This window comes from Oxalicibacterium faecigallinarum, from assembly GCF_014635705.1.
In the GTDB taxonomy this organism is placed as follows: Bacteria; Pseudomonadota; Gammaproteobacteria; order Burkholderiales; family Burkholderiaceae_D; genus Oxalicibacterium; species Oxalicibacterium faecigallinarum.
Genome location: NZ_BMDI01000004.1, coordinates 62,131 through 83,907, shown reverse-complemented (window position 1 = coordinate 83,907; position 21,777 = coordinate 62,131). Strand labels below are relative to the sequence as shown.

Genomic DNA, 21,777 nt, shown 5'->3' with positions numbered 1-21,777 from the left:
ACACGCCTCACCGCTCACTTCACCAACGCTTATGAATTCGTTCCTGTTCCATCCCAGCCTGACCGATTGCCGCCGCCTGTTTTTGCGCGACTACGAAGTCCAGATCAATATCGGCGTCCATGAGTTCGAGAAAAAAGGCGAACAGCGCGTGCTGATTAATGTGGATCTGTTCATCCCGTTAAACGAGTCCACACCCTCGCATGACTCGCTGGACGAAGTGGTCGATTACGATTTCATGCGCAGCACGATCGCCAAACGTATGGCGCAAGGTCACGTGCATCTGCAGGAAACTCTCTGCGACGATGTCATCACCGCCATGCTTGCGCATCCCAAGGTACGGGCCGCCCGTGTTTCGACCGAAAAGCCGGATGTCTATCCAGACTGCCAATCGGTTGGCGTGGAAGTCTTTCGCATCAAGGAAAACCTGTCATGAGCACCGTCCTGACCGACAAGCCTGGCCCGAGTGCCAAACAAATCGAAAAGATCGCCTACGAGAACAACAAGCTTCACAAACGTCTGTGCCGTCAGGTCGGTCAGGCCATCGGCGACTTCAACATGATCGAGGATGGTGACAAGGTCATGGTCTGCCTGTCCGGCGGCAAGGACAGCTACGCGCTGCTGGACATTCTGATGACATTGCGTGAACGCGCGCCCATCAACTTCGAGATCGTCGCCGTCAACCTGGATCAGAAACAGCCCAATTTCCCCGAGCACATCCTGCCGGCCTATCTGAAAGAACTTGGCATCCCGTTCCATATCGAGAATCAGGACACCTACAGCATCGTCAAGCGACTGATCCCGGAAGGCAAGACGACTTGCTCACTTTGCTCACGCCTGCGCCGCGGCATTCTGTATCGCGTGGCCGATGAACTCGGTGCAACCAAGATCGCACTCGGTCATCATCGTGACGACATCATGGAAACCTTTTTCCTGAACATGTTCTTCGGCGCAAAGATCAAGGGTATGCCGCCCAAGCTGCAATCGGATGACGGCAAACACATCGTGATCCGTCCACTGGCTTATGTGAAGGAAGCCGATACCGAACGCTACGCGAAGGTAAAGAATTTTCCGATCATTCCATGTGATCTGTGTGGCAGTCAGGAAAACCTGCAACGCAAGCAAATCAAGAACATGCTGCGTGAATGGGAGAAACAGCATCCGGGGCGTGTCGAAAACATTTTCTCATCACTTTCCACTGTCATTCCCTCGCATCTGATGGATCGGGCGCAATTTGATTTTGTACATCTCGCGGCAACCGGCGAAGCCGTGCCAGGCGGCGATATTGCCTTCGATGAAGAACCCTGCTCCACCGGCACGGTGTCCGGCATCATCCCTTTACGCAACAGCGAAAATGATGAGGATGACAATTAAAAGTGTCTAAAACTGGCGGTTTTTGACAGAAAACCACATTAAACAGCCAGCTTGTGCGTCTGTTTTGCCACAAAGCAACACATCAGGCGGTGGTTTCTTTTTTTTCGCAGTATTATTTGCTGAAAAGCAAAATCGCCTTGCAACCAGCCAGACACATTGCCATGACTACTTCTTCCTACGTTCGCCGCCCGCGCGGCTTCAGGCAAATGGCTGGTTTCACGCTCATCGAACTGATGGTCGTGATTGCCATCGTTGCCATTCTGGCCGCCATTGCCCTGCCCGCTTACCAGCAATACATTGCCAAGAGCCGCGCGCGCGTCGCGTCTGCCGACCTGGTAGCCTTGAGCATGGTGATGGAAAACCGTTTTCAGAAAACGCTGGCTTATCCAACGCGTTCCAGTGCTGCCTTGGCCAACAGCCCCGCCAGCCGCACCGGCGCCGACGTCACCAATTTCAGTGGCTGGGTGCCCGCAAGCAGTAGCAGCCACTATCAATTCACCGTCGAATCCACTGCCAGCACCTATACCTTGACGGCAGCAACGCCCAGCGGCGTCAGCCCATCCTGCACACTGACCCTCACAGAAGGCAATGTGCGCAATGCCAGCTCCTGCTCGATACTGGGAGCATGGTGATATGTCTGCGCCCGCGCTACCACCGGGCCGGGTGCAGGGCCTGACCCTTATCGAGATTCTGGTAACGCTGACAATACTCGTCGCGTTGTTGATGACCGCCGTTCCCTTTACGCTGGACTGGGGCCACAGTGCAAAAACGCTGGAAGCCAAGGGCACGCTCATACAAGCCTATTCTCATGCTAAAGCGCTTGCATTGCGAAATCCTTGTGGCGCAAGCGCCGTGAACAATGCTGCCAGCTTAGAAATCACAATCAATTCCCCGATTGATCTCGCAATAAAAACACCAGCATGCACCTATACCGACACACATAGTTGGTCCGCAAAATTACCCAGCAACGTTGAGTTCATACAGGATGCTGTCACTCCTGCAACCGGCTCAGTAATAACTTTAGTACTGAATAATCGCGGCATGCTGACCAACAGAACGACGGTGATTCTTCGCAGAGGAGGCTCTCAGAATGACGAAGAAGTCATACTTTATTAACGCGCCAAAAAATAACCAGCAAGGCGACGCCTTGCTAGAGGCGTTGGTCGGCATGCTACTAATTGCCGTTCTAGGGCTCGGCCTTGCTTATGCTGCCGGACGCGCCATGAATGCACAACGTTATGCGGCAACGCATGGCATTGTTTTATCGGAAATGCGCAATGCCATGGAAAAAACTGGAATCAAGACACTCTGCACTGGCAGCGGATTCACCATCAATCCCACGCTCGCTGATGGTTCTCATCCAATCCCAGCCCTAAACATTCCAGCACCTACAAACTGCACGCCGGAAACCATTACAGTTTCAGTAAGAAATAGCGCCGGCGGAATAGACACCAGCTTCCCCACGAGCAATGTATCCATCATCACCCGGATGCAGCTATCCACGCCCACTGCAGAATCCGTACTCGGACCGGGCGTTGTCACCTTGAGTCAATGACCATCATGCGTACACCTTCTTTTGCCCGGCAGCGAGGTGTCTCTCTCATCAGCCTGATGATCGGTCTGGTCATCTCGATGATTGTGGTGGTTGGCGCCCTGGCACTGTTTCAGAACACGGCAAAACGCACGGCGACAGCGCGACAAGATGTCCTGTCAGATGCGCAGCGCACCTCTTCCTTCCTGTCGGCGGGACTGTCATTGCAGGATGCGGGCTTTGGCATTACGACGCCCACAGCGGGCACGCATCTGGTCTGGCTACGCAACGCAACCATCAGTGGCACAACATTGTCGGGCACAGCCATCAGTGCAGGCACTGCATTGACCGCAGGCGTGCCGTACGCTCTTATCTGGGCGGAAAACATCACCGGCACGGTACGCTGTTCCGGCATTCTGGCGCCGCTCACTGGCGGCCTGCGCAAACTGGGGCCGGTCAATTGTACAAATGCGGCAGCGTGGAGCAGCCTGACATGGACCAACAGCCTGTTGTCGGATACGCCCGCCACGCCAGTGACGATCCGGCTGGAAACCGTCAACTGCCAGCCATTCGGCATTACGACCAATGAAGGCACGCTTCGGGTCACGTTCAGCGCCAATAACAGTAATGGCGTCGCCTTGAGCGCAAGTCAGTGTCTGATCAATTTCTCCGCCTGAGGAGCTTTTCATGCGTCCGCCTCTAACAAGATTTCGTCGTGCATCTGCCGCGCGTCGCATGCGTGGCATCGCGACTGTTCTGATCATGCTTCTGGTCGGACTGGGGCTGACCGCTGCCGTGCTCGGCACCGTCGCCTACATCCGCGGCAATCAGTCGCAGGACATCAGTTCGCATGCGCAGGCGCAGGCGCAAGCCAAAGCATGGACCGGCGCCGAAATCGTGCTGCAGTATCTGCAAAGCCTGAATGCGACACAGATGACCAACTTGCGCGCCAAAATTATTGGCACACAGTTGAATTTTTCGGGCAACGGCGTGGCCGGCATTACGGCAACGTTAGCCGCTGTCAATAACACGGAACAAAGCCTGACCTTTAATATCACGGGCACAACCGCCAGTGGTTCCCGCGCCGAAGCCACTTCCACACTCGCGGTTGTCTATGGCCCAGGGACCGGAACAGGCACAGGCTCCGGCGGCTCAAGTGGCGGCGCAGCAGGCACATGTGGCGCACAACCCAAAGCGTCAACCGTCTTTCGCGGCAGCGTCAATATTTCCGGTGGCGAAAGTGCATTCGTCAGTGGCGAAAACTATGCCGATATTGCCGTTGATGGCAACCTGACCATCGCCAATGCATCGCAAGCCATCATTTCGGGCTGCACCAAAGGTGACATTACGCTGAGCGGCGGCGGCATCGATGCGAACGCCACACTGAGCTCTCAGAACGGCACCATCACCATCAACAGCATGTCCACGCCAACCAATGCAACACTGTGGGCACGTGCGGTCAACATCGGCAATAGCGGCAACGGCACGTATGCAGCCATCAAGGCCGGCGCTTATCTCAGCAATGTCGTCGTCAGTGGTGCAACGGTAGGCACGGCACCAGTCGGCGGCCGCCTGCTGACAGCAGGGGCAGGACCTTCCCTTCCGTGGGTGACAGGCTTTGTCGTCCCATGGAACACCGGCAAGTTGCTCATCACCATGACAGATGGTGCACAACATCTGATCGACATGACCAAGGTCAGCATCAACAGCGACACCGGTGCAGTCAGCGGGGCACTGGCCGCATCAACCAAGGTCAATACGGCCGGCACGTCCGCCGCACCGGATGCGTTCCGCCTGCAATCCACCTCGATCGCGGGCGGCAGCGTTGATATCTACACGCTGACCGTGGCTCAACTCTGGGGTTATGGTGTGAACGTGCAGGGCTACAGTGGCACCTATACCAATGTACTTGCCGCCGGCAATTTCAAAATCGTTACAGGCAACATTACCAATCTGACGGGCGGTAATGAAATGTGGGCACCATCAGGCGGTTGCAGCTCGGCCACGAACTGCTGGAACTTCCCGGAAGTCTCGGGAACCGGCCGTCTGGCGGGCACCATCTTTTATGGCAGTGGCAAAACCGCCCTGTCGGGAACGCGACCAAACGTGTTGATCAGTCAGGCCAACACCACGCCGGGACTACCAGGCGCGCCGTTCTGCGACACCCGCACGGACAGTATCGATGTCACGAGCTACAAGCCGCTGGCCAACTACATTTTCTTCTTTGATTCCAGTGGCAATCCGCGACTCACGATTCAGAACGTCAAGACGTCATCCGGGACAGCGATCGATAGAACTGATATCAATCTGAAGACTGTCGATTTGCCTTTGCCTACGGTTTCGCCACAACTACGCCAGATCAGCGGCATGGATTTCATGGCGTGCAACAACCAGTCAGCCAGCAACATGTATAACGACGCACTGGCCTGCTTCCGCAATGCGACCACGTCCAGCGGCTGGGACCTGACCGGCATTACCAAATTCCCGCCGGGGATCGCCTTCTTCGAAGGTCCGCTCCGCATCAATGGTGTCAGTGGCTCGCAAACGCTGTACAACACCTTTCTTGCAACCGGTGCAGTCACGCTGACCAGTTCGGGTCACGGTCCTCTGGTTGCGCCCAATCTCGCCAATCCACTGAGTGCAGTCTGCGATGGCAACTTCTATCCCAGCAATCTGTGCAACAAGACCACGACGCCAAGCACGCTCGCCACATGGACGGATTCAGCCGGCACCGTGCATAGAGGCTTGCCACTCGCCAATGTTGCCGTCGGCAGCAATCAGGGCATGACATCCAGTGGCTGGACGATCACAGGCAGCGTGATTCTTGGCGGCGCCTTGAGCACGAGCGGGTCACTAACCACCATTAATGGCGCCCTCACCGTCGGTAGTAACGCAACCAGCGCTACCACCATCACCGCAGGCGGTATCAAGGTTGACACTTCCAAGCTGACCGCCGATCAGGGATTCCAGCCCGGTACCAGTTGCGGCACCACTACCCCGGCACAACCGATGCGCATACGCTGGGCACGCTATCTGTAATTCTCTCCCCAGACGCTTCCATGCTTGCTTCCTGCTGCATGACGCTGGCGGGAAGCCACGGGATGTCTGCGTCAGCCTAACGCCCGTTTCAGCAGTCTTGCCAGACGCAAGGCTTCCTTTTCATCCGGCACATTGGCGAAGCCCATCATCAATCCCTGACGCGGCTTTGCATTGATGTACCAGCGGGATAGCGGATGGACTGCCAGTCCGGCGTCACGTGCCTGCGCTGCCAGCGCGATATCGTTCTCACTTTCGGCAAGTTTGGCCAGCACGTGCAAGCCTCCGGGCTGCAAATCGATACGGACACGATCTCCCAGCGTCTTTTGAAATACCTGTTGCATCACGGCGCGGCGTTGCGCATACAGTTGCCGCATCTTTTTCAGGTGGCGCGGGAAATGCCCCTCCGCCATGAAATCGGCCACGCTGGCCTGCAACAGATATGGACAACCTGCGTTCAGATTCGACGACACCGCCTGAAAGCGCGCCACGGCACTGAGCGGCGCCACCGCATAGGCCAGCCGCAGCCCCGGAAACATCACCTTGCTGAAGGTGCCGGCGTAGATCACGCGATCATTCTTGTCGAGACTTTTCAACGCAGGCAAAGGCCGTCCCTGATAACGGAACTCGCTGTCGTAATCATCCTCGATGATCCAGCCGCCTGCGTTGCTGGCCCAATCCAGCAACGCCATGCGACGCTCCAGTGACAATGTGACGCCCAGCGGACTCTGATGCGATGGTGTCACCATCGCAAACCGGGCATAAGGACTCAAGCGCCGCCCTTCATCCACCATCAGGCCATGCTCATCTACCGGCACGGGCACGACCTCGACGGCGGCGTTCTGTAAAAACGGACGCGCCCGAATGTAGCCCGGATCTTCAAACCAGAAGGCATCGCCGGGACTGGAAAGACTGCTCAGCGTCAGCTCGAGCGTCGTACGCAGCCCCGTCGTGATGAATACCTGCTCTGGCACGCAGGTCACGCCACGCGATACGCCCAGATAGGTCGCGATACGTTCACGCAATTCCTCAAAACCCTGCGGGTTGGGATACCCAAGACGCATCGGCTCGCTGCCACGCAAGCGATGCGTGACCAGTCGATTCCATACCTTGCGCGGAAACGCATCCAGTGCAGGCAGCCCGAGCTGCAACGGTTTCGGTGCCTTGCCATCATGGTCCACGATCACCGCAGACGATGGCTTGGGAATATCAACTTGCGGCTTGCTGACAACCGCCTGCGGCAACGTTGGTGACACCACCGTTCCTGCCGCGCCACGCACCTGAAAATAGCCTTCGTCCGTCAGGATGCGATAGGCCATATCCACGGTGCCACGCGCCAGATTCAACTCGGTGGCCAATGCCCGCACTGCCGGTACACGATCGCCGGCGCGCAAATGACCCTGTTCGATCGCCTTCTTGAAGCGCTGACAAATTTGCAGATACATCGGCGCGTTCAACGCCCGATCAATCTGCAGATCCGGCACGGCAGAACGAACGGCAGTTTTTTTCATGGCCTAGTCCTTTTTGCATTTCTTGGCTCTTCTGACACGGCCAAGATATTCGCATACTACCCATCAACGCAACACCACTTCTTTTCGATTGATGTGCCCACCAAGGAGATTCACATGCAACCTCGCTTCGATTTCTACAACGCCGACCCAGCCATCATGAAAGTACTGATGGGTGTCGAACATCAGATTGCCAAAGGTTCTCTGGACATCCTGCTCAAGGAACTGGTTCGTCTGCGTGCGTCACAAATCAATGGCTGCGCGTTCTGCCTCGATATGCACGTGAGCGAAGCCACCAAGGCGGGCGAATCCGCGCGTCGCCTCGCCACCGTTGCGGCATGGCGCGAAGCCCCTTTCTTCTCGGAACGTGAACGTGCGGCACTGGAGTGGACGGAATCGCTGACACTGGTTTCGCACAATCACGTGCCCGACGCCGTCTGGGAAGCAGTCCGTCCCCACTTTACCGATGCCGAACTGATGGAACTGACAGCGGTGATCACCTCCATCAACAGCTGGAACCGCTTTGCGATCGCCTTCCGCAAAATGCCGGAATAAGCCGCCACCATTCACACGACAAAAGGTCTTCCATGAAAATCCTCGTCATCGGCGGCAATGGCCTGATCGGCTCGAAAGTCGTCAAGAATCTGCGCCAACTCGGTTACGAAGTCGTTGCCGGCTCACCGCGTACCGGCATCAACACGGTGACGGGTGAAGGCCTCGCCGACGCGCTCAACGGCGCACAGGTCGTGATCGATGCCAGCAATGCCCCATCGTTCGACGATCAGGCCGTGCTTGATTTCTTCGAAACATCGGGGCGTCATCTGCTCGCGGCGGAAGCCCGTGCAGGTGTCCGGCATCACATTGCGTTATCCATCGTCGGTACCGACCGCATGCTTGGCAGCGGGTACTTCCGTGCCAAGATGGCACAGGAAAACTTGATCAAGGCATCCGGCATTCCGTACACCATCGTGCGTTCTACCCAGTTTTTTGAATTCCTTGATGGGATCGCGCAGTATGGAACGGTCGATAACGAGGTCCGCCTGACCACCGCGCAACTACAACCGATCGCTGCCGACGATATCGCCATGATCGTGTCTGATACCGCGCTGGCACAACCGCTCAATGCCACCATCGACGCGGCTGGACCAGAGAAATTCAGGCTCGCATCTTTGATGCAAACGTATCTGGCGAAATGCAATGATCCGCGTACCGTCATAGCCGATGACGAAGCCGGCTACTTCGGCATGCAGATCAGCGATCAGTCGCTGACACCTGACGGCAAGGCAAGTCTTGGCACAACGCGCTTTGATGCATGGTTTACCAAATCGCAGGCTGCGACATGAGCCAACCTCTACCGTTGCTGGAGAAAGGCATGCCGCAGATCGTACTGCGACACATCGAGAACGATACGGAACTGGCCGCATCCTTTGCCGTGATGCGCGAACTCCGCCCGCATCTGCAGGATCCCGCTGCCTACATCGTCCGGCTTGCACACCAGCAGACGCAAGGCTATCGTCTGCTGGCAGCATGGCAGGACGATGCAATTGTCGGGCTGGCGGGCTATCGACTGCAGGATAATTTGCTGTACGACCGCTTCATCTATGTCGACGATCTGGTCGTGACCGCGTCACAACAACGTAGCGGCCTGGGTGAGCGGCTGCTGCAAGCCGTGCGGCAAAGGGCGGTCGATCTTCAGTGCAGACACCTTGTACTCGACACGGGATTGCACATGGCACTGGCACAACGCTTCTATTTCCGTCAGGGCCTGCTGGCACGCGGCATGCACTTTGTGGAACCACTCTTACAGGATCGAACATGACACGCATTTTGCTGTTGAACTGCGGGCCGCACAGCGAGGCCAGCCACGGCTATCGTCTGGCGCGGGAAATCATCGCATCGGCAGGACAGGGGAAACTGCAGATCACCGATCGTGATCTGGTAAAGACACCGATTCCGCCACTGACGCGCGATTATGCGCTGGCGATCACCGCCAATGCACCCAACGATGCGCAGGAACTGGCATGTTCGGAACAACTGATCAGCGAACTGGAAGAACACGATGCCTTGTTCATCGTGACACCCATGCACAATTTCACCGTACCGGCGACTTTGAAGTTATGGCTGGATCATGTAATCCGGATTCATCGCAGCTTCAAGCCAACGCCGGAAGGCAAGGTCGGTCTGATGAAGGACAAGCCGACCTTTGTTCTGGTCAGTTCGGGAGGCTTTCATGCGGGGGAGCGGGCAAAGCAAGCCGACTTTCTCACGCCGTATCTGCGTTACGCGCTGGCGTCGATCGGCATCAAGGATGCGCATTTCTTCCTGTTGCAAGGTTTGGTATTCGGCGCAGAGGCTGTGAACACTGCCGTCGACGACACGCGTCAACAATTGCGTGAGACATTCGTGCGCAAGGTTCACCAGAATTAATGCCGATCACGCCATCTGTCAGGAGGACGCCTCTGCCGAAAGCCGGTTGAAATCCGTGATCCAGTCCTGCACGGTTTTGACGAAATGCGATTTCTGCTGTGGCGTTGCCATATGCATCATCTCCGCAACCAGTGCAGCATTGGCATTGGTGGTGGACTCAAAAAATGCCTGATGCGACTTGTTGCCGAAGTGTGCGTTGGCGGACGCCACATAGCTACGGATCATGCGTACCACTTCTTCATGCGACGGGCGTTGGGCGTGGATTTTCTTCAGCAGATCGATCAGGGCCATTTGCCGTTGCACGCGATTGTCGAATACCAGTTCGTTATTCAATGGACGTGCGTCAGAGAGCTGTCTCAACTTCGCTTCCTGCTCGCGCGAGAAACCGCCGAACCAGTACTCGGCCTGCTTCATCATTTTCTTGTAACGGAATTCCTGACGTTTTTCCTTGCCGCCTTGCAGATATTCCTTGCGAAATTTGGCGTTATTCTTTTCGAGCTTTTCTTCAATATTGCCGATTTGCTCGCTGCTCAGCGACAGCGCAAGATCAGCCAGCTCCGGTGCGGCACGATCGCTGAACGCCAGGACACGGGTACGTCCATCTTCGTAATCAGCAAGCAGTTCGTCACGCGTCACCGTGGATAAATCGCGTCGCTGGATCTTGGAAGCGAGTTCGGCATAGCCACGCAGCTGCGTCTTGCGATGCCACGCGAACAGATCGTTGATGTGCTGTTTGACCCACGGCTTTTGGTCACCGTCGAAATCCACGTAGCTGTTGAGCCACCAGTACGATACGGTGCTGCCGTTATTGAAGCCGATTCGCGCCGCGCTGCATGCGGTCAGCAGTGCGAGCAACGCCACGACCAGAAAGATTCTTCCTGCATTTCGCCTCGCATTTTGCAACGAAGGCACAGGCATGCGCATGATAGTATTTTGCATTCTCTTCAATGGCCTTTTATGAACATTGTTATTCTTGCCGCCGGCATGGGAAAGCGCATGCAATCGGCGCTGCCAAAAGTACTGCATCCGCTCGCTGGAAAACCACTGCTGGCTCATGTGATCGACACCGCCCGACAACTTTCACCAACCCGTCTTTGCGTGATCTATGGTCACGGCGGTGAACAGGTGCCGCAATCCATGCAAGCCGCCGATCTGTCCTTTGCCAAGCAGGAGCCGCAGCTGGGCACCGGCCATGCCGTTGCGCAAGCCGTGCCGCAACTGGATGACGGCGTACCGACGCTGATCCTGTACGGCGATGTGCCTCTGTCAACGGCTGCATCGCTGCAACGTTTGTTGGACACGGCCGGCAAGGAAAAGTTGGGTATTCTGACCGTCAACCTGAACGACCCAACCGGTTATGGCCGCATCGTTCGCCAAGACGACAAGATCATTTCCATCGTCGAGCAAAAGGATGCCAGCGAGCACGAAAAAGCCATTCGCGAAGTCAACACGGGCATCATGGTGGCGCCTACCGCTGCACTCAAAACCTGGCTCGCCAGTCTCTCCAACAACAACGTGCAAGGTGAGTACTACCTCACGGACATCGTGGCGGCTGCCGTCAAGGATGGCGTGCCCGTCGTATCGGCCCAACCCGATCACGAATGGGAAACCCATGGCGTCAACAGCAAGGTACAACTGGCAGAACTGGAGCGCGTACATCAGCGCAATCTCGCCCGTCAGCTACTGGAGCAAGGCGTCACCCTGACCGACCCCAATCGCATCGATATTCGTGGCACGCTGACCTGCGGTCGTGATGTCAGCATCGATGTCGGTTGCGTGTTCGAAGGCGATGTCGTACTGGCAGATGGCGTGCGGATTGATGCATATTGCGTGATCAGTAACTCGCGCATCGGTGCGCAAGCGCACGTTCGGCCCTACTCGCATTTTGAACAGGCCGTCGTCGGCGCGGAATGCATCATCGGTCCCTACGCACGTCTGCGGCCGGGCACCGTGCTGGCGGAAGACGTCCATATCGGCAATTTTGTGGAAGTCAAAAACAGCGAGATCGCCGCGCACAGCAAGGCCAATCATCTGACCTATGTGGGTGACTCGACCGTAGGTTCGCGAGTCAATATCGGTGCCGGTACCATCACCTGTAATTACGATGGCGTGAACAAGTCACGCACCATCATCGAAGACGACGTATTCGTCGGTAGCGCCACACAATTGATCGCACCAATCCGCGTCGGCAAAGGAGCTACATTGGGCGCTGGCACCACCCTGACCAAGGATGCGCCTGCCGACAAGCTGACGGTTTCCCGCGCCAAGCAGATCACGGTCGATAGCTGGCAACGGCCCGTCAAAAACAAGAAGTAAATCAGTACTGCAAATAATAATAAAAAAGCGGGCCTTAGCCCGCTTTTTTATTGTGCCACTGCCACCGTGGCATACCGTCTGCCGTAATAGAGCTGTACGACAATCGCTAACAGGCAGAGCACGATACCCATTGCACACACCCCCGGCCATTGCCAGCGCACCCACGCCAGATTACCCACGACCGAACCGATACCGCCACCGAGAAAACGCGTCACGTTATAAACCGTATTTAAACGACCAAGCGCCTCTTTGTTTAGCGCAAAGTTACGCGTCATGTTGGAAACGTGACCCGACTGCATGCCAATATCCAGCAACACGACACCAATCGCCAGGCCGATCAGGCCATAACCAATCCAACCAAAGATCACGAACGAAATCACAAACGCAATACTGCTCAACATCACCGTCAAACGCGGGCTCGCGCGATCCGACAGCTTGCCCGCATACGGCGCAATCATCGCACCCAGCACGCCAATCACGCCAAATGCACCGGCCACATCGCTGCCGTATTGCTCCGGGAAGTTATGTACATGGAAAACCAGCGTGGTCCAGAACGCGCTGAAGGCCGCAAACTGCAATGCCGCAACCATTGATGTCTCACGTAATACCGGCTGCGTACGGATCAGTTCGCCCAGCGAACGCATCAGAGAAAGATAACTTCCCTTAAAAGTTGGTGGGCCTTGCGGCAAGGTCCGCCCCAGCAAAAAGTACAAACCGACCATCATCGCAGCCGCAATCCAGTACATCGCCTGCCAGCCGAGATGCGCACCGACAAACCCTGCAATCGTGCGCGACAGCAAAATCCCGGTCAGCAGGCCGCCCATCACAATCCCGACCACACTGCCCCGCTCCTTGGGGTCAGCCAGTTGTGCAGCGAATGGTGTCACCAGTTGCGGGACCACGCAGGTAAAGCCGACGACAAATCCGGCCAGAATCAGAAAGTGAATCGATGGTGCCAATGCCGTGGCCACCAGCGCACAAATCGCCGCAAGAATCAGCAGGCGAATCATGCGCTTGCGCTCAAACATGTCGCTCAATGGCAAAAACAGCAGCATGCCAAACGCATAACCGAATTGCGTCAATGCCGCGACCGGGCCGACTTCTTTTTCCGTCACGCCAAAGGTATGCGCAAACTCCACGAGCAGTGGCTGGTTGTAATAGTTGTTGGCCACGACCAGACCGCCGGTCAGCGCCATGATCCAGACTGTTGAACGTCGCAACATAAAGCATCCCTGTTGATGAAAGTCATCCCAGTCTAGTCAGATGCCATACACAAGGAAAATACTATATTTGTTCAATATGCATATTTATTAAGTATGATAAAGGCACTGATAGGAATACCCGTATATGGACCTCCGACAACTGCGTTACTTCATGGCCATTGTGGAAGAAGGCCAGATCAGCCGTGCCGCACGCCGGCTGCACATGGCGCAACCGCCGCTGAGCCTGCAATTGAAAACGCTGGAAGAAGAACTGGGCGTGCAACTCATCGAGCGCAACAACAAAAGCCTGCGATTGACCGAAGCCGGGCATGCGCTTTATCAACGCGCCGAACAAATTCTTGGCCTCGTCAATGCGACATCAAAGGAAATACGCGAATTTGATCAGGGGCTGCGTGGCACACTCGGTATCGGCAGCCCGCCCGGTATCGGCCATCTGACCATGCCGCCACGGATTGCCGCCTTTCACAAGCGCTATCCGGAAGTGACGTTTCAATGGCGCGAGGGCAATACCTTCCGCGTACTGGAGCTGTTGAATACCCACGTGATCGAAGCCGGCATCGTGCGCTTACCCGTCGATGACAATCTATATGCCATCAAACCGCTGGTGACCGAACCATGGGTTGCCGTGATACGCGCAAGCGACGACGATGCGCGACCTGCCAGCATTGCGCTGGCCGAACTGGCCCGACAACCGCTGTTATTGATGCAGAGACAGCAAGGCATCTTCTGGCATGACATGGTATGGGACGCATTGCGTGCTGCCGAGGTTGAACCAACTGTCTTCTGCGAGAGCGACAACGTCATGGCGCTGCTGACGCTGGTTGAGCTGGGATTGGGCGCCGCCATCGTGCCGCGCTCTGCCGCCGCGCTGAAATCCGGCCCGCAGTTGCATACGATGGAAATCAGTGACGCCACGCTGGAATCCGACGTCGCCATCATCTGGCTGAAAAACCAGCGACTGTCGGCAGCGGCCAAGGCGTTTCTGGAAATGTTCTGACGTCCCGGGCCTCAATTCAGACGGCGATCCGTGTCTCGAACTTGCTGCGATGGATGGAGAAAAAGCTCTTCACGTTGCGCACATTGGCATGCGAGGCAAACAGCCGATGCACGAGTGCGTTATAGGCGGGCATGTCGGCCACCTGCACCATCAGCACGAAGTCCGGCCCGGGTGACACGCGGTAGCACTGCAAGACGGCGGCCTCATCGGCGACCAGCCGCTCGAATTCGGTTTGCCGCTCAGCCGCCTGATTGTCGAGTGTGATCTCGACAATCGCTGTCAACCCTGCGCCGACCTTGCTCGGGGCAACGATGGCAACCTGCTTTTCAATCACGCCCAGGTCGGTCAGCCGCTTGACGCGGCGCAGGCAGGTTGGCGCGGACGCATGCACGGCGGTCGCCAGATCCGCATTGGTCTGCGCCGCATCGGCCTGCAAGGCATTCAGGATGCGACGGTCCAGTTCATCCAACAGGGGCAATTCTGTTTCCAATTCAGCCATATTTTCCATCTAAATGAAATTAAATTTCATCATATCGATCTCAGGCAATTTTAATTCAAATTCTCATATTTTTTGAAAACTTATTCCATCACAACTGGAATAGGATGAGCGCTTTACTCGCTAAGCTTCTAAAAGGCTCTCACTATGTGCGGCATCGTCGGCGCGGTTGCGCAACGCAATATCACTCCCATCCTCGTTGAAGGGCTGAAACGCCTGGAATATCGCGGCTACGATTCCTGCGGCGTTGCGCTGCACGTCGATGGCAAGCTGGAGCGCTCGCGCAGCACGGCACGCGTGGCCGAACTGGAAAAACAGGTCGCCGAAGCGCATCTCGAGGGTTTTACCGGCATCGCCCATACTCGTTGGGCCACGCACGGCGCGCCTGCCTCGCACAACGCCCACCCGCATTTTTCGCGCGGCCGCATTGCGCTCGTGCATAACGGCATTATCGAAAATCACGATGAGCTGCGCGAAGAACTGCGCGCCGCCGGTTACGAGTTTGAAAGTCAGACCGATACCGAAGTCATCGCGCATCTGGTCGATCATCTCTATACCGGCGACCTGTTTGAAACGGTGCAACTCGCCACCAAACAACTGGTCGGTGCCTTTGCAATTGCCGTGTTCTCGCGCGACGAACCGCATCGTGTGGTCGGCGCACGTCGCGGCTCGCCACTGATTGTCGGTATTGGCAATGGCGAAAACTTCCTCGCGTCCGATGCACTCGCGTTGGCTGGCACCACCAACCAGATCGTCTATCTGGAAGAAGGCGATGTCGTCGATCTGCAGATGCAACGCATCTGGATCATCGATGCCAATGGCAAACAGGTCGAGCGCGAAGTCAAAACCGTGCAGGCACACACTGCAGCGGTCGAGCTTGGCCCCTATCGCCACTACATGCAAAAGGAAATTTTCGAACAGCCACGCGCGATTGCCGACACGCTCGAAGGCATCGAAAGCATCACGCCGGACATTTTTGGCGACAAGGCATACGGCATTTTCAAGAAGATCGATTCCGTCCTGATCCTCGCCTGCGGCACCAGCTATTACTCAGGCATGACTGCCAAGTACTGGCTCGAAGCCGTCGCGGGCGTACGCACCGATGTCGAGATCGCCAGCGAATACCGCTACCGTGACAGCGTGCCGAATCCAAATGCCCTGGTCGTCACCATCTCACAAAGCGGCGAAACCGCCGACACGCTGGCCGCGCTACGTCACGCGCAATCACAAGGCATGCAACACACGCTCACCATCTGCAACGCAGCAACGAGTGCGATGGTGCGTGAATGCGCACTCGCCTACATCACGCGTGCCGGCGTTGAAGTCGGCGTCGCATCGACCAAGGCCTTCTCGACGCAGCTTGCGGCATTATTCCTGCTGACGCTGACACTGGCGCAAGTCAAAGGACGCTTGAGCGACGAGAAGGAAGCCGCCTTCCTCAAAGAGATGCGTCACTTGCCGGCCGCCATTACAGCCGTCCTTGCACTGGAACCACAAATCATCGCCTGGGCTGAAGCCTTCGCCCGCAAGGAAAATGCGCTCTTTCTCGGTCGTGGTTTGCATTATCCAATCGCATTGGAAGGCGCATTGAAGCTCAAGGAGATTTCGTACATCCATGCCGAAGCCTATCCGGCGGGTGAGCTCAAGCACGGTCCGCTGGCATTGGTAACAGAAGAAATGCCAGTCGTCACCGTCGCCCCTGCCGATTCGATGATCGACAAACTCAAGTCCAACATGCAGGAAGTCCGTGCACGTGGCGGTGAACTGTATGTCTTTGCCGATGGCGACTCACGCATCACGACTAGCGAAGGCGTACATGTAATCCGCATGCCGGAGCATTACGGTTTGCTTTCTCCAATTCTCCACGTCGTACCGCTGCAATTGCTCGCGTATCACACGGCTCTCGCACGTGGTACTGACGTCGATAAGCCACGTAATCTGGCGAAATCCGTCACCGTCGAGTAAGCATCTGACAAGTGTCAATGAGCCAGCGCTCATTGACACTTGTCAGGCACAACACACCTCGCCCGGCACAACGGCTGACAAGCTCCGCCTGACGTCCACCCCAACAACCTTCCCCTGCAAACCCGGTCCTTCGGACAGCAACGCTATATCGATATAGAAAATGGTTCGTTGCCGTTTGCAAGCGCGACGATTAAGGTAGCGCTCAAGGATTGCTGTGCCGTTGTGCCAGCGTCCACACAGACCGGAGCCGGCGGTTCGAAAATATACCGGCACCAATTCCTGACGGTGTTCCCTACACTGTCATTCACGCGTGACCGGCACGTCCGGGCACGGTTGACACATTCACCTGTCAGCCAAGAGAATGACGCCTGCAAATCCTTACGCATACAAGGAGCACGCGTCATGATCAAAGCACCGATCCCGCCCAACGAAGAAGACCGACTGCATGCCTTGCGACAGTTGCTCATTCTCGATACGCCACCGGAAGAACGGTTTGACCGCATCGTGCAGTTCGCCGCGCAGGAATTTGATGTACCGATAACCTTGATCTCGCTGATCGACGCCGAACGGCAATGGTTCAAGGCTCGTGTTGGCCTGGATGTCTGTGAGACGAACCGCGAGATTTCATTCTGCGGTCATGCGATCATGGAAAACGACATCATGGTGATCAACGATGCAACCAAAGACGAACGTTTCCATGACAACCCTGTAGTCACAGGCGCGCCGCATGTGCGGTTTTACGCCGGGGCGCCGCTGCAACTGCCAGCTGGCCAGAACATCGGCACGCTGTGCCTGATCGATAGCGTGCCACGCGACATGGACAGCGTGGCTCTGGCCATTCTTGGTTCATTACGCGATCTGGTTGTCGAAGAGCTCGTCAATCGCGATCAGCGCTAGGACGCCAGCATGAGTACGGACAAACACAACATCCTGCTGGTCGAAAAGAATCCCATGATCGGCAGCGTGATCGCCTCGACCGCTTACCAGCTCAATCTGGCCACCGTCAGAAAAGTCACTTCCCTCAGTGCCGCACGCCAGTATCTGATGCATGACCGCATCTCTGCACTCATCGCCAACATCGATGACGAGGCTGCCGACCTGGCATTCTTGCAGGCACTGCGCGATGCGACTTTCAGAGCACCGTCCGACCTTCCCGTTGCCATCATCACACCCGGTTGCAATGGCGAATTTGCAGAAAAGCTCAAGGCGCTGAAAGTGAGCCGCATCCTGCTCAAGCCCTTCAAGGTGCGTGATGTGATCACCACGATTGAACTGGTTACCGCTCCAAAGAATTGAACTGTGGCATCAGGTCACAACACCGGACTACCGGTTACTGACCACGATTTAACAATGCAAGGCGCTGGAAGGAGTAAGCTTTCAGGCATGGCATGCCAAAACGCCATGATGAATGAGCAAGGGAGTGTCACCGTGGGTTCTGCAAAAATCACCAATCTCGCCGATTATCGAATCGAGCATCTGCAAGCGCTCGAATACGCCATCCGCACCTCCATCACCGTACGCGAAGATCAGGAAGAACCTGCCTTGCCCGTCCACTTGGAACAAGCCGCCCATTACGGCATCCACATCGAACCGGGCATGACCAAGGGCGACCTGCTCAACGGTGTGCAAACCCTGTTGCGCGCCACACAAACCAGACACAACGCTGCCGGCGCATAATCCCGCCATCCTTTTCATCACGGCATTTTTCTGATCCGATTTCCGTCGGAGAAGCGATCGTTCGCTTCCGGTTTCTTGTCAGTCAATGTGCGAAACAGCACCGATGCTCTGACAGGTGCGTGGCTACCATCGAGATGGAAATCGGCAATCCGCGCAGGGATCGCCGCCCATTCATCATCAAGGACAAGCCATGTCAGAGAATATTTACGAAGCCCTGAGAGCCAGTCACGAACTGCAGCGCACGTTGTGCCGCAAAATGCTGCGTGCATCGCCCAAAGGTGATAACCGCAAAGCGCTCGCCAAGGAACTGGCGGAAGAACTGGCTGCACACGCTGCCGCTGAAGAACGCTTTTTGTATGCGCCGATTCTGATGAACGACATGGGCCTGGACCCATCGCGCCATGCCTTGTCCGAGCATCACAAGATTGATGAGGCAGTCGAAAAGCTGTCCAGTCTCGATCCATCAGGCGAAGCCTGGCTGAATCATGCCAAGGAGCTTTCCAAGCTGGTACATCATCATCTCAAGGAAGAAGAGAAAAAGTTTTTCCAGATCTCTGGAAAAATTCTCAGCGACACCCAGAAGACCAGGCTGGCAACGCAGTACCGCAAGGATTACCAGCGCATGCACCATGTGCTGGCAAGTAAGTAAATCCAGTGAACCCGATTGTTGCGACAAAGTGCAATCGGACTGGTTTAGCTATGGGAATGCATCAGAAAGCCACGCGCAGCCGTGGCGCACTTGACTTCGACACCTGCTCAAAGGTTTCCAGCAGGTTACCTAATTCAATGGGTTTGGTAATGATGCGGTCGGCCGGGACGTCCTCGATCAGCCCCTTCGCCGCCGTCATGAGGATGAAGGGAATGTTCGCTGTCTGCGGATCACCCTTGACCTTGCGACACAAGGACACGCCGTCCAGCTCCGGCATCATGAAATCAGACAGAATCAAATCCGGCCGCTTTTCCTCGATCAGACGGAAAGCCTGTGCACCGTTGTACGCCACCACGACGTCGAAGCTACTCATTTCCAGCATGAGGCTCAGCACATCAACGGCATCCCGTTCATCGTCGACAATGAGGATTTTCTGCATAAAAGGATTCCATTCATTTTCAATTATCCTCGCACGAATGCGCCGCAAGATATGTAGGGGAAATGGAAATTCTGCTGTGAGAAAATCCGGCGATTTCTCATACAAGTCCCTGTCAAAAAGTTCGCATCGTCAGGCAGAAGGAAGAGCACGGGAAAGCATGCCTGTGCTAAGGTCTTATCTTTGCATTTTGCAAACCGATCTGCCGGCTCCCTTATCCGCGTATTCAACTCAGCCCCACTCACATCATGGCCAACGGAAATAATTCAAGCGAGGCATCCATGACGACCAGTGCCTCAACACAGTCACAAGGGCGTATCCAACTGATGGAAACCGGCATTCCCGGGTTTGACGAGATTGTCGGCGGCGGATTGCCGAAGCACAGCCTGTATCTGATTCAGGGCCTGGCCGGCAGCGGCAAGACCACGCTGGCCTGCCAGATGGGATTTGCGCACGCCAAGAAGGGCGAGAAGGTCTTGATCCTGACGCTGATTGCCGAATCGCACGCCAAAATGATCAACCACGTCAGTAACTTTTCGTTCTATGACGAAACGTTGATCGGCAACCAGATCATGTTTCACGGCGCGTATCCAAGTCTGGCCCGCGGCGGCCTGCGTGAATTGCTCAAGCTGATTACGGCATCGCTGTCGGAGCAAAAGCCAAGCATTCTGCTCGTCGACGGCTTCCGCTCGATCCGCAACTCCAGCCCATCGGATCTGGACCTGTCGGAATTCATGCATTCGCTGAATTCGCTGGTTGCCTCGATGGGGTGCACGACCTTTTTGCTGTCGCCGATCGAGGGCAATATCCCGGATTCGGAAAACACGCTGGTCGATGGTCTGATCGAATTGAGCCAGTATGAGCAAGGCATGCGTCTGGTACGCGAGGTCAAGGTCTTCAAGATGCGCGGTGCCAACCATCTGCTGGGTAAACATGCCTTTGCGGTTCGCCCGGAAGGTATCGTCATGTATCCAAGGCTGGAAACGATCGTGGGCAAGAAAAATGCCCCGCCTGCCGCCACCGGCAACTACATCAGTACCGGCATTCTGAGTCTGGATCGGGTCGTCGGCGGTGGCATCGTGCAGGCGTCCGTGACCAACCTGCTGGGCAGTCCGGGGGTCGGCAAAACGTCGATGGGCCTGCACTTTATCGATCAGGGTTTGAAAAATGGTGAACCGGGCCTGATCGTCGGCTTCTATGAATCGCCCCAACGTCTGATCGAAAAGGCGCGTCGCATCGGCATCGATCTGGCAACACCGGTCGCACGCGGGCAACTTGAGATCATGTGGCAACTGCCTCTGGAAGTGTTGCCTGACGAGCTGGCAAGCTGCATCCTCGACACCGTCAGGCAGCGCGGTGTCCGCCGTCTGTTCATCGATGGTGTGGAAGGGATTCGCCAGATCTGCATGCATCCCGGACGCGCACCGTCATTCATGATCGCATTGCTGAACGAGTTGCGCGTCAAGGACGTGACGACCTTTGTGACCGAGCAGCTCAACTACATCACTGATCCCGGCCGCGGCAATGATTCCAGCGCCTCCGCGCTGTACGAGAACATCCTGCTACTCGAATTCGTCGAGCACAACGATGCACATCTGCGCCAGATGTCGGTAATGAAACTGCGTGAGAACGGTTACGACAACGCCAACCATCTGGTCATCATTTCCGATCAGGGCGTGACCATTGACGGCTACATCTCCGACATCAAGAGCGGCAAGCAGGCGGATCAACCTCAATGAAGCTGATCCTGATCGTCGATGATGAAATCGACATCACCGAAACGTTCAGCTTGCTGTTCGAAGTGTACGGCTATGCCGTCATTACGGCATCGGATGGCAGCGCGGCCCTCGCACTGCTGCAGGACCGCGTACCGGATCTGATCATCTCGGACTGCATGATGCCAGTGATGGATGGCGTGAGTTTTCGCAAGCACGTTCAGAACGATGCTCGCCTGGCCGACGTTCCCTTTGTTCTGATGAGCGCCGCACCGGACCGGCATGATCTGTCCAGCATCACGGTAGACCGCTTCCTCAAAAAGCCGTTTCAGTTTGATGAACTGATGCAGACGGTACAGTCACTGCTGCCCAATTAAGTCGGCATCATCGCGTTGGCCCACGCCATACGCGCCTCGCATTGTTCCCACCC

25 protein-coding genes are annotated in these 21,777 nt (G+C 56.2%); 20 read left to right on the top strand and 5 right to left on the bottom strand.

The annotated features are described in order from the left end of the window. Nucleotides 1-31 precede the first annotated feature (31 nt). The 7 genes from IEV29_RS15495 (at nucleotide 32) to IEV29_RS15465 (ending at nucleotide 5,941) form a co-directional block, all read left to right on the top strand. Entirely contained in the window at nucleotides 32-433 is a 402-nt protein-coding gene (locus IEV29_RS15495; RefSeq protein ID WP_188382238.1) for a dihydroneopterin aldolase, read from the top strand. Beyond that, the gene (gene ttcA / locus IEV29_RS15490) at nucleotides 430-1,371 is read left to right on the top strand and encodes a tRNA 2-thiocytidine(32) synthetase TtcA (RefSeq protein WP_188382237.1); all 942 of its coding nucleotides are present in this window, start codon (nucleotides 430-432) and stop codon (nucleotides 1,369-1,371) included. Before IEV29_RS15495 ends, ttcA begins: the two co-directional genes overlap by 4 nt. Before the next feature lie 161 nt (nucleotides 1,372-1,532). Next, complete coding sequence (locus IEV29_RS16250; RefSeq protein WP_308632738.1) at nucleotides 1,533-2,003, top strand: type IV pilin protein; 471 nt, start codon at nucleotides 1,533-1,535, stop codon at nucleotides 2,001-2,003. A 1-nt stretch (nucleotide 2,004) separates the two neighbouring features. Continuing rightward, nucleotides 2,005-2,487: a pilus assembly FimT family protein gene (locus tag IEV29_RS15480; RefSeq protein WP_188382236.1), complete on the top strand. Its 483-nt coding sequence runs from the start codon at nucleotides 2,005-2,007 to the stop codon at nucleotides 2,485-2,487. After that, nucleotides 2,462-2,926, top strand: a complete 465-nt coding sequence (locus tag IEV29_RS15475) for a type II secretion system protein (RefSeq protein WP_188382235.1) — start codon at nucleotides 2,462-2,464, stop codon at nucleotides 2,924-2,926. The genes IEV29_RS15480 and IEV29_RS15475 overlap by 26 nt, the downstream gene beginning before the upstream one ends. A 5-nt stretch (nucleotides 2,927-2,931) precedes the next feature. After that, complete coding sequence (locus tag IEV29_RS15470) at nucleotides 2,932-3,579, top strand: PilW family protein (protein ID WP_188382234.1); 648 nt, start codon at nucleotides 2,932-2,934, stop codon at nucleotides 3,577-3,579. Nucleotides 3,580-3,589: 10 nt separating this feature from the next. Beyond that, nucleotides 3,590-5,941, top strand: a complete 2,352-nt coding sequence (locus IEV29_RS15465) for a hypothetical protein (RefSeq protein WP_188382233.1) — start codon at nucleotides 3,590-3,592, stop codon at nucleotides 5,939-5,941. A gap of 71 nt (nucleotides 5,942-6,012) precedes the next feature. On the opposite strand, the gene pdxR is transcribed toward IEV29_RS15465, so the two are convergent. After that, nucleotides 6,013-7,449 (bottom strand): MocR-like pyridoxine biosynthesis transcription factor PdxR, encoded by a 1,437-nt coding sequence (pdxR, locus tag IEV29_RS15460; RefSeq protein ID WP_188382232.1) that lies wholly within the window; start codon nucleotides 7,447-7,449, stop codon nucleotides 6,013-6,015. 114 nt (nucleotides 7,450-7,563) lie between these two features. Here pdxR and IEV29_RS15455 point away from each other — a divergent pair, with 114 nt between their 5' ends. From IEV29_RS15455 to IEV29_RS15440, 4 genes are read left to right on the top strand one after another with little or no spacing between them, the layout of a single operon-like run. After that, entirely contained in the window at nucleotides 7,564-8,001 is a 438-nt protein-coding gene (locus IEV29_RS15455) for a carboxymuconolactone decarboxylase family protein (protein WP_188382231.1), read from the top strand. 32 nt (nucleotides 8,002-8,033) lie between these two features. Beyond that, nucleotides 8,034-8,789 carry an SDR family oxidoreductase gene (locus IEV29_RS15450; protein ID WP_188382230.1) on the top strand — a complete coding sequence of 252 codons (756 nt, stop codon included), beginning with the start codon at nucleotides 8,034-8,036 and terminating at the stop codon, nucleotides 8,787-8,789. After that, the gene (locus IEV29_RS15445) at nucleotides 8,786-9,265 is read left to right on the top strand and encodes a GNAT family N-acetyltransferase (protein ID WP_229726446.1); all 480 of its coding nucleotides are present in this window, start codon (nucleotides 8,786-8,788) and stop codon (nucleotides 9,263-9,265) included. Before IEV29_RS15450 ends, IEV29_RS15445 begins: the two co-directional genes overlap by 4 nt. After that, nucleotides 9,262-9,873 carry an FMN-dependent NADH-azoreductase gene (locus IEV29_RS15440; protein ID WP_188382229.1) on the top strand — a complete coding sequence of 204 codons (612 nt, stop codon included), beginning with the start codon at nucleotides 9,262-9,264 and terminating at the stop codon, nucleotides 9,871-9,873. Before IEV29_RS15445 ends, IEV29_RS15440 begins: the two co-directional genes overlap by 4 nt. 18 nt (nucleotides 9,874-9,891) lie before the next feature. Here the strand turns inward: IEV29_RS15440 and IEV29_RS15435 are convergent, their stop codons facing one another. After that, a complete protein-coding gene (locus tag IEV29_RS15435; protein ID WP_229726445.1) occupies nucleotides 9,892-10,734 on the bottom strand; it encodes a DUF6279 family lipoprotein in 843 nt (280 codons plus the stop codon). Nucleotides 10,735-10,830: 96 nt separating this feature from the next. Between IEV29_RS15435 and glmU the strand changes: the two genes are divergently transcribed. Next, nucleotides 10,831-12,189 (top strand): bifunctional UDP-N-acetylglucosamine diphosphorylase/glucosamine-1-phosphate N-acetyltransferase GlmU, encoded by a 1,359-nt coding sequence (glmU, locus tag IEV29_RS15430; RefSeq protein ID WP_188382227.1) that lies wholly within the window; start codon nucleotides 10,831-10,833, stop codon nucleotides 12,187-12,189. A 47-nt stretch (nucleotides 12,190-12,236) separates the two neighbouring features. Here glmU and IEV29_RS15425 read toward each other — a convergent pair whose 3' ends face one another. Further along, nucleotides 12,237-13,412 (bottom strand): MFS transporter, encoded by a 1,176-nt coding sequence (locus IEV29_RS15425; RefSeq protein WP_188382226.1) that lies wholly within the window; start codon nucleotides 13,410-13,412, stop codon nucleotides 12,237-12,239. Nucleotides 13,413-13,536: 124 nt separating this feature from the next. Here IEV29_RS15425 and IEV29_RS15420 point away from each other — a divergent pair, with 124 nt between their 5' ends. Beyond that, the gene (locus IEV29_RS15420) at nucleotides 13,537-14,409 is read left to right on the top strand and encodes a LysR family transcriptional regulator (protein WP_188382225.1); all 873 of its coding nucleotides are present in this window, start codon (nucleotides 13,537-13,539) and stop codon (nucleotides 14,407-14,409) included. 16 nt (nucleotides 14,410-14,425) lie between these two features. Here IEV29_RS15420 and IEV29_RS15415 read toward each other — a convergent pair whose 3' ends face one another. Then, entirely contained in the window at nucleotides 14,426-14,908 is a 483-nt protein-coding gene (locus tag IEV29_RS15415) for an Lrp/AsnC family transcriptional regulator (RefSeq protein ID WP_188382224.1), read from the bottom strand. Between the two features lie 144 nt (nucleotides 14,909-15,052). Between IEV29_RS15415 and glmS the strand changes: the two genes are divergently transcribed. The 5 genes from glmS to IEV29_RS15390 all read left to right on the top strand — a co-directional run bounded on the left by glmS (nucleotide 15,053) and on the right by IEV29_RS15390 (nucleotide 19,196). Further along, on the top strand, nucleotides 15,053-16,870 hold the full coding sequence (glmS, locus tag IEV29_RS15410; RefSeq protein WP_188382223.1) for a glutamine--fructose-6-phosphate transaminase (isomerizing): 1,818 nt from the start codon (nucleotides 15,053-15,055) through the stop codon (nucleotides 16,868-16,870). Nucleotides 16,871-17,272: 402 nt separating this feature from the next. Then, nucleotides 17,273-17,767, top strand: a complete 495-nt coding sequence (locus IEV29_RS15405) for a GAF domain-containing protein (RefSeq protein WP_188382222.1) — start codon at nucleotides 17,273-17,275, stop codon at nucleotides 17,765-17,767. A 9-nt stretch (nucleotides 17,768-17,776) separates the two neighbouring features. Then, nucleotides 17,777-18,166 (top strand): response regulator, encoded by a 390-nt coding sequence (locus IEV29_RS15400; protein WP_188382221.1) that lies wholly within the window; start codon nucleotides 17,777-17,779, stop codon nucleotides 18,164-18,166. A gap of 132 nt (nucleotides 18,167-18,298) precedes the next feature. Beyond that, nucleotides 18,299-18,547, top strand: coding sequence for a hypothetical protein (locus IEV29_RS15395; RefSeq protein ID WP_188382220.1), 249 nt, complete (start codon nucleotides 18,299-18,301; stop codon nucleotides 18,545-18,547). A gap of 190 nt (nucleotides 18,548-18,737) precedes the next feature. Further along, nucleotides 18,738-19,196 carry a hemerythrin domain-containing protein gene (locus IEV29_RS15390; RefSeq protein WP_188382219.1) on the top strand — a complete coding sequence of 153 codons (459 nt, stop codon included), beginning with the start codon at nucleotides 18,738-18,740 and terminating at the stop codon, nucleotides 19,194-19,196. Between the two features lie 61 nt (nucleotides 19,197-19,257). On the opposite strand, the gene IEV29_RS15385 is transcribed toward IEV29_RS15390, so the two are convergent. Then, nucleotides 19,258-19,635: a response regulator gene (locus tag IEV29_RS15385; RefSeq protein ID WP_188382218.1), complete on the bottom strand. Its 378-nt coding sequence runs from the start codon at nucleotides 19,633-19,635 to the stop codon at nucleotides 19,258-19,260. Nucleotides 19,636-19,913: 278 nt separating this feature from the next. Between IEV29_RS15385 and IEV29_RS15380 the strand changes: the two genes are divergently transcribed. After that, on the top strand, nucleotides 19,914-21,371 hold the full coding sequence (locus IEV29_RS15380) for an ATPase domain-containing protein (RefSeq protein ID WP_229726444.1): 1,458 nt from the start codon (nucleotides 19,914-19,916) through the stop codon (nucleotides 21,369-21,371). Beyond that, nucleotides 21,368-21,724: a response regulator gene (locus IEV29_RS15375; protein ID WP_188382216.1), complete on the top strand. Its 357-nt coding sequence runs from the start codon at nucleotides 21,368-21,370 to the stop codon at nucleotides 21,722-21,724. Before IEV29_RS15380 ends, IEV29_RS15375 begins: the two co-directional genes overlap by 4 nt. Nucleotides 21,725-21,777 lie beyond the last annotated feature (53 nt).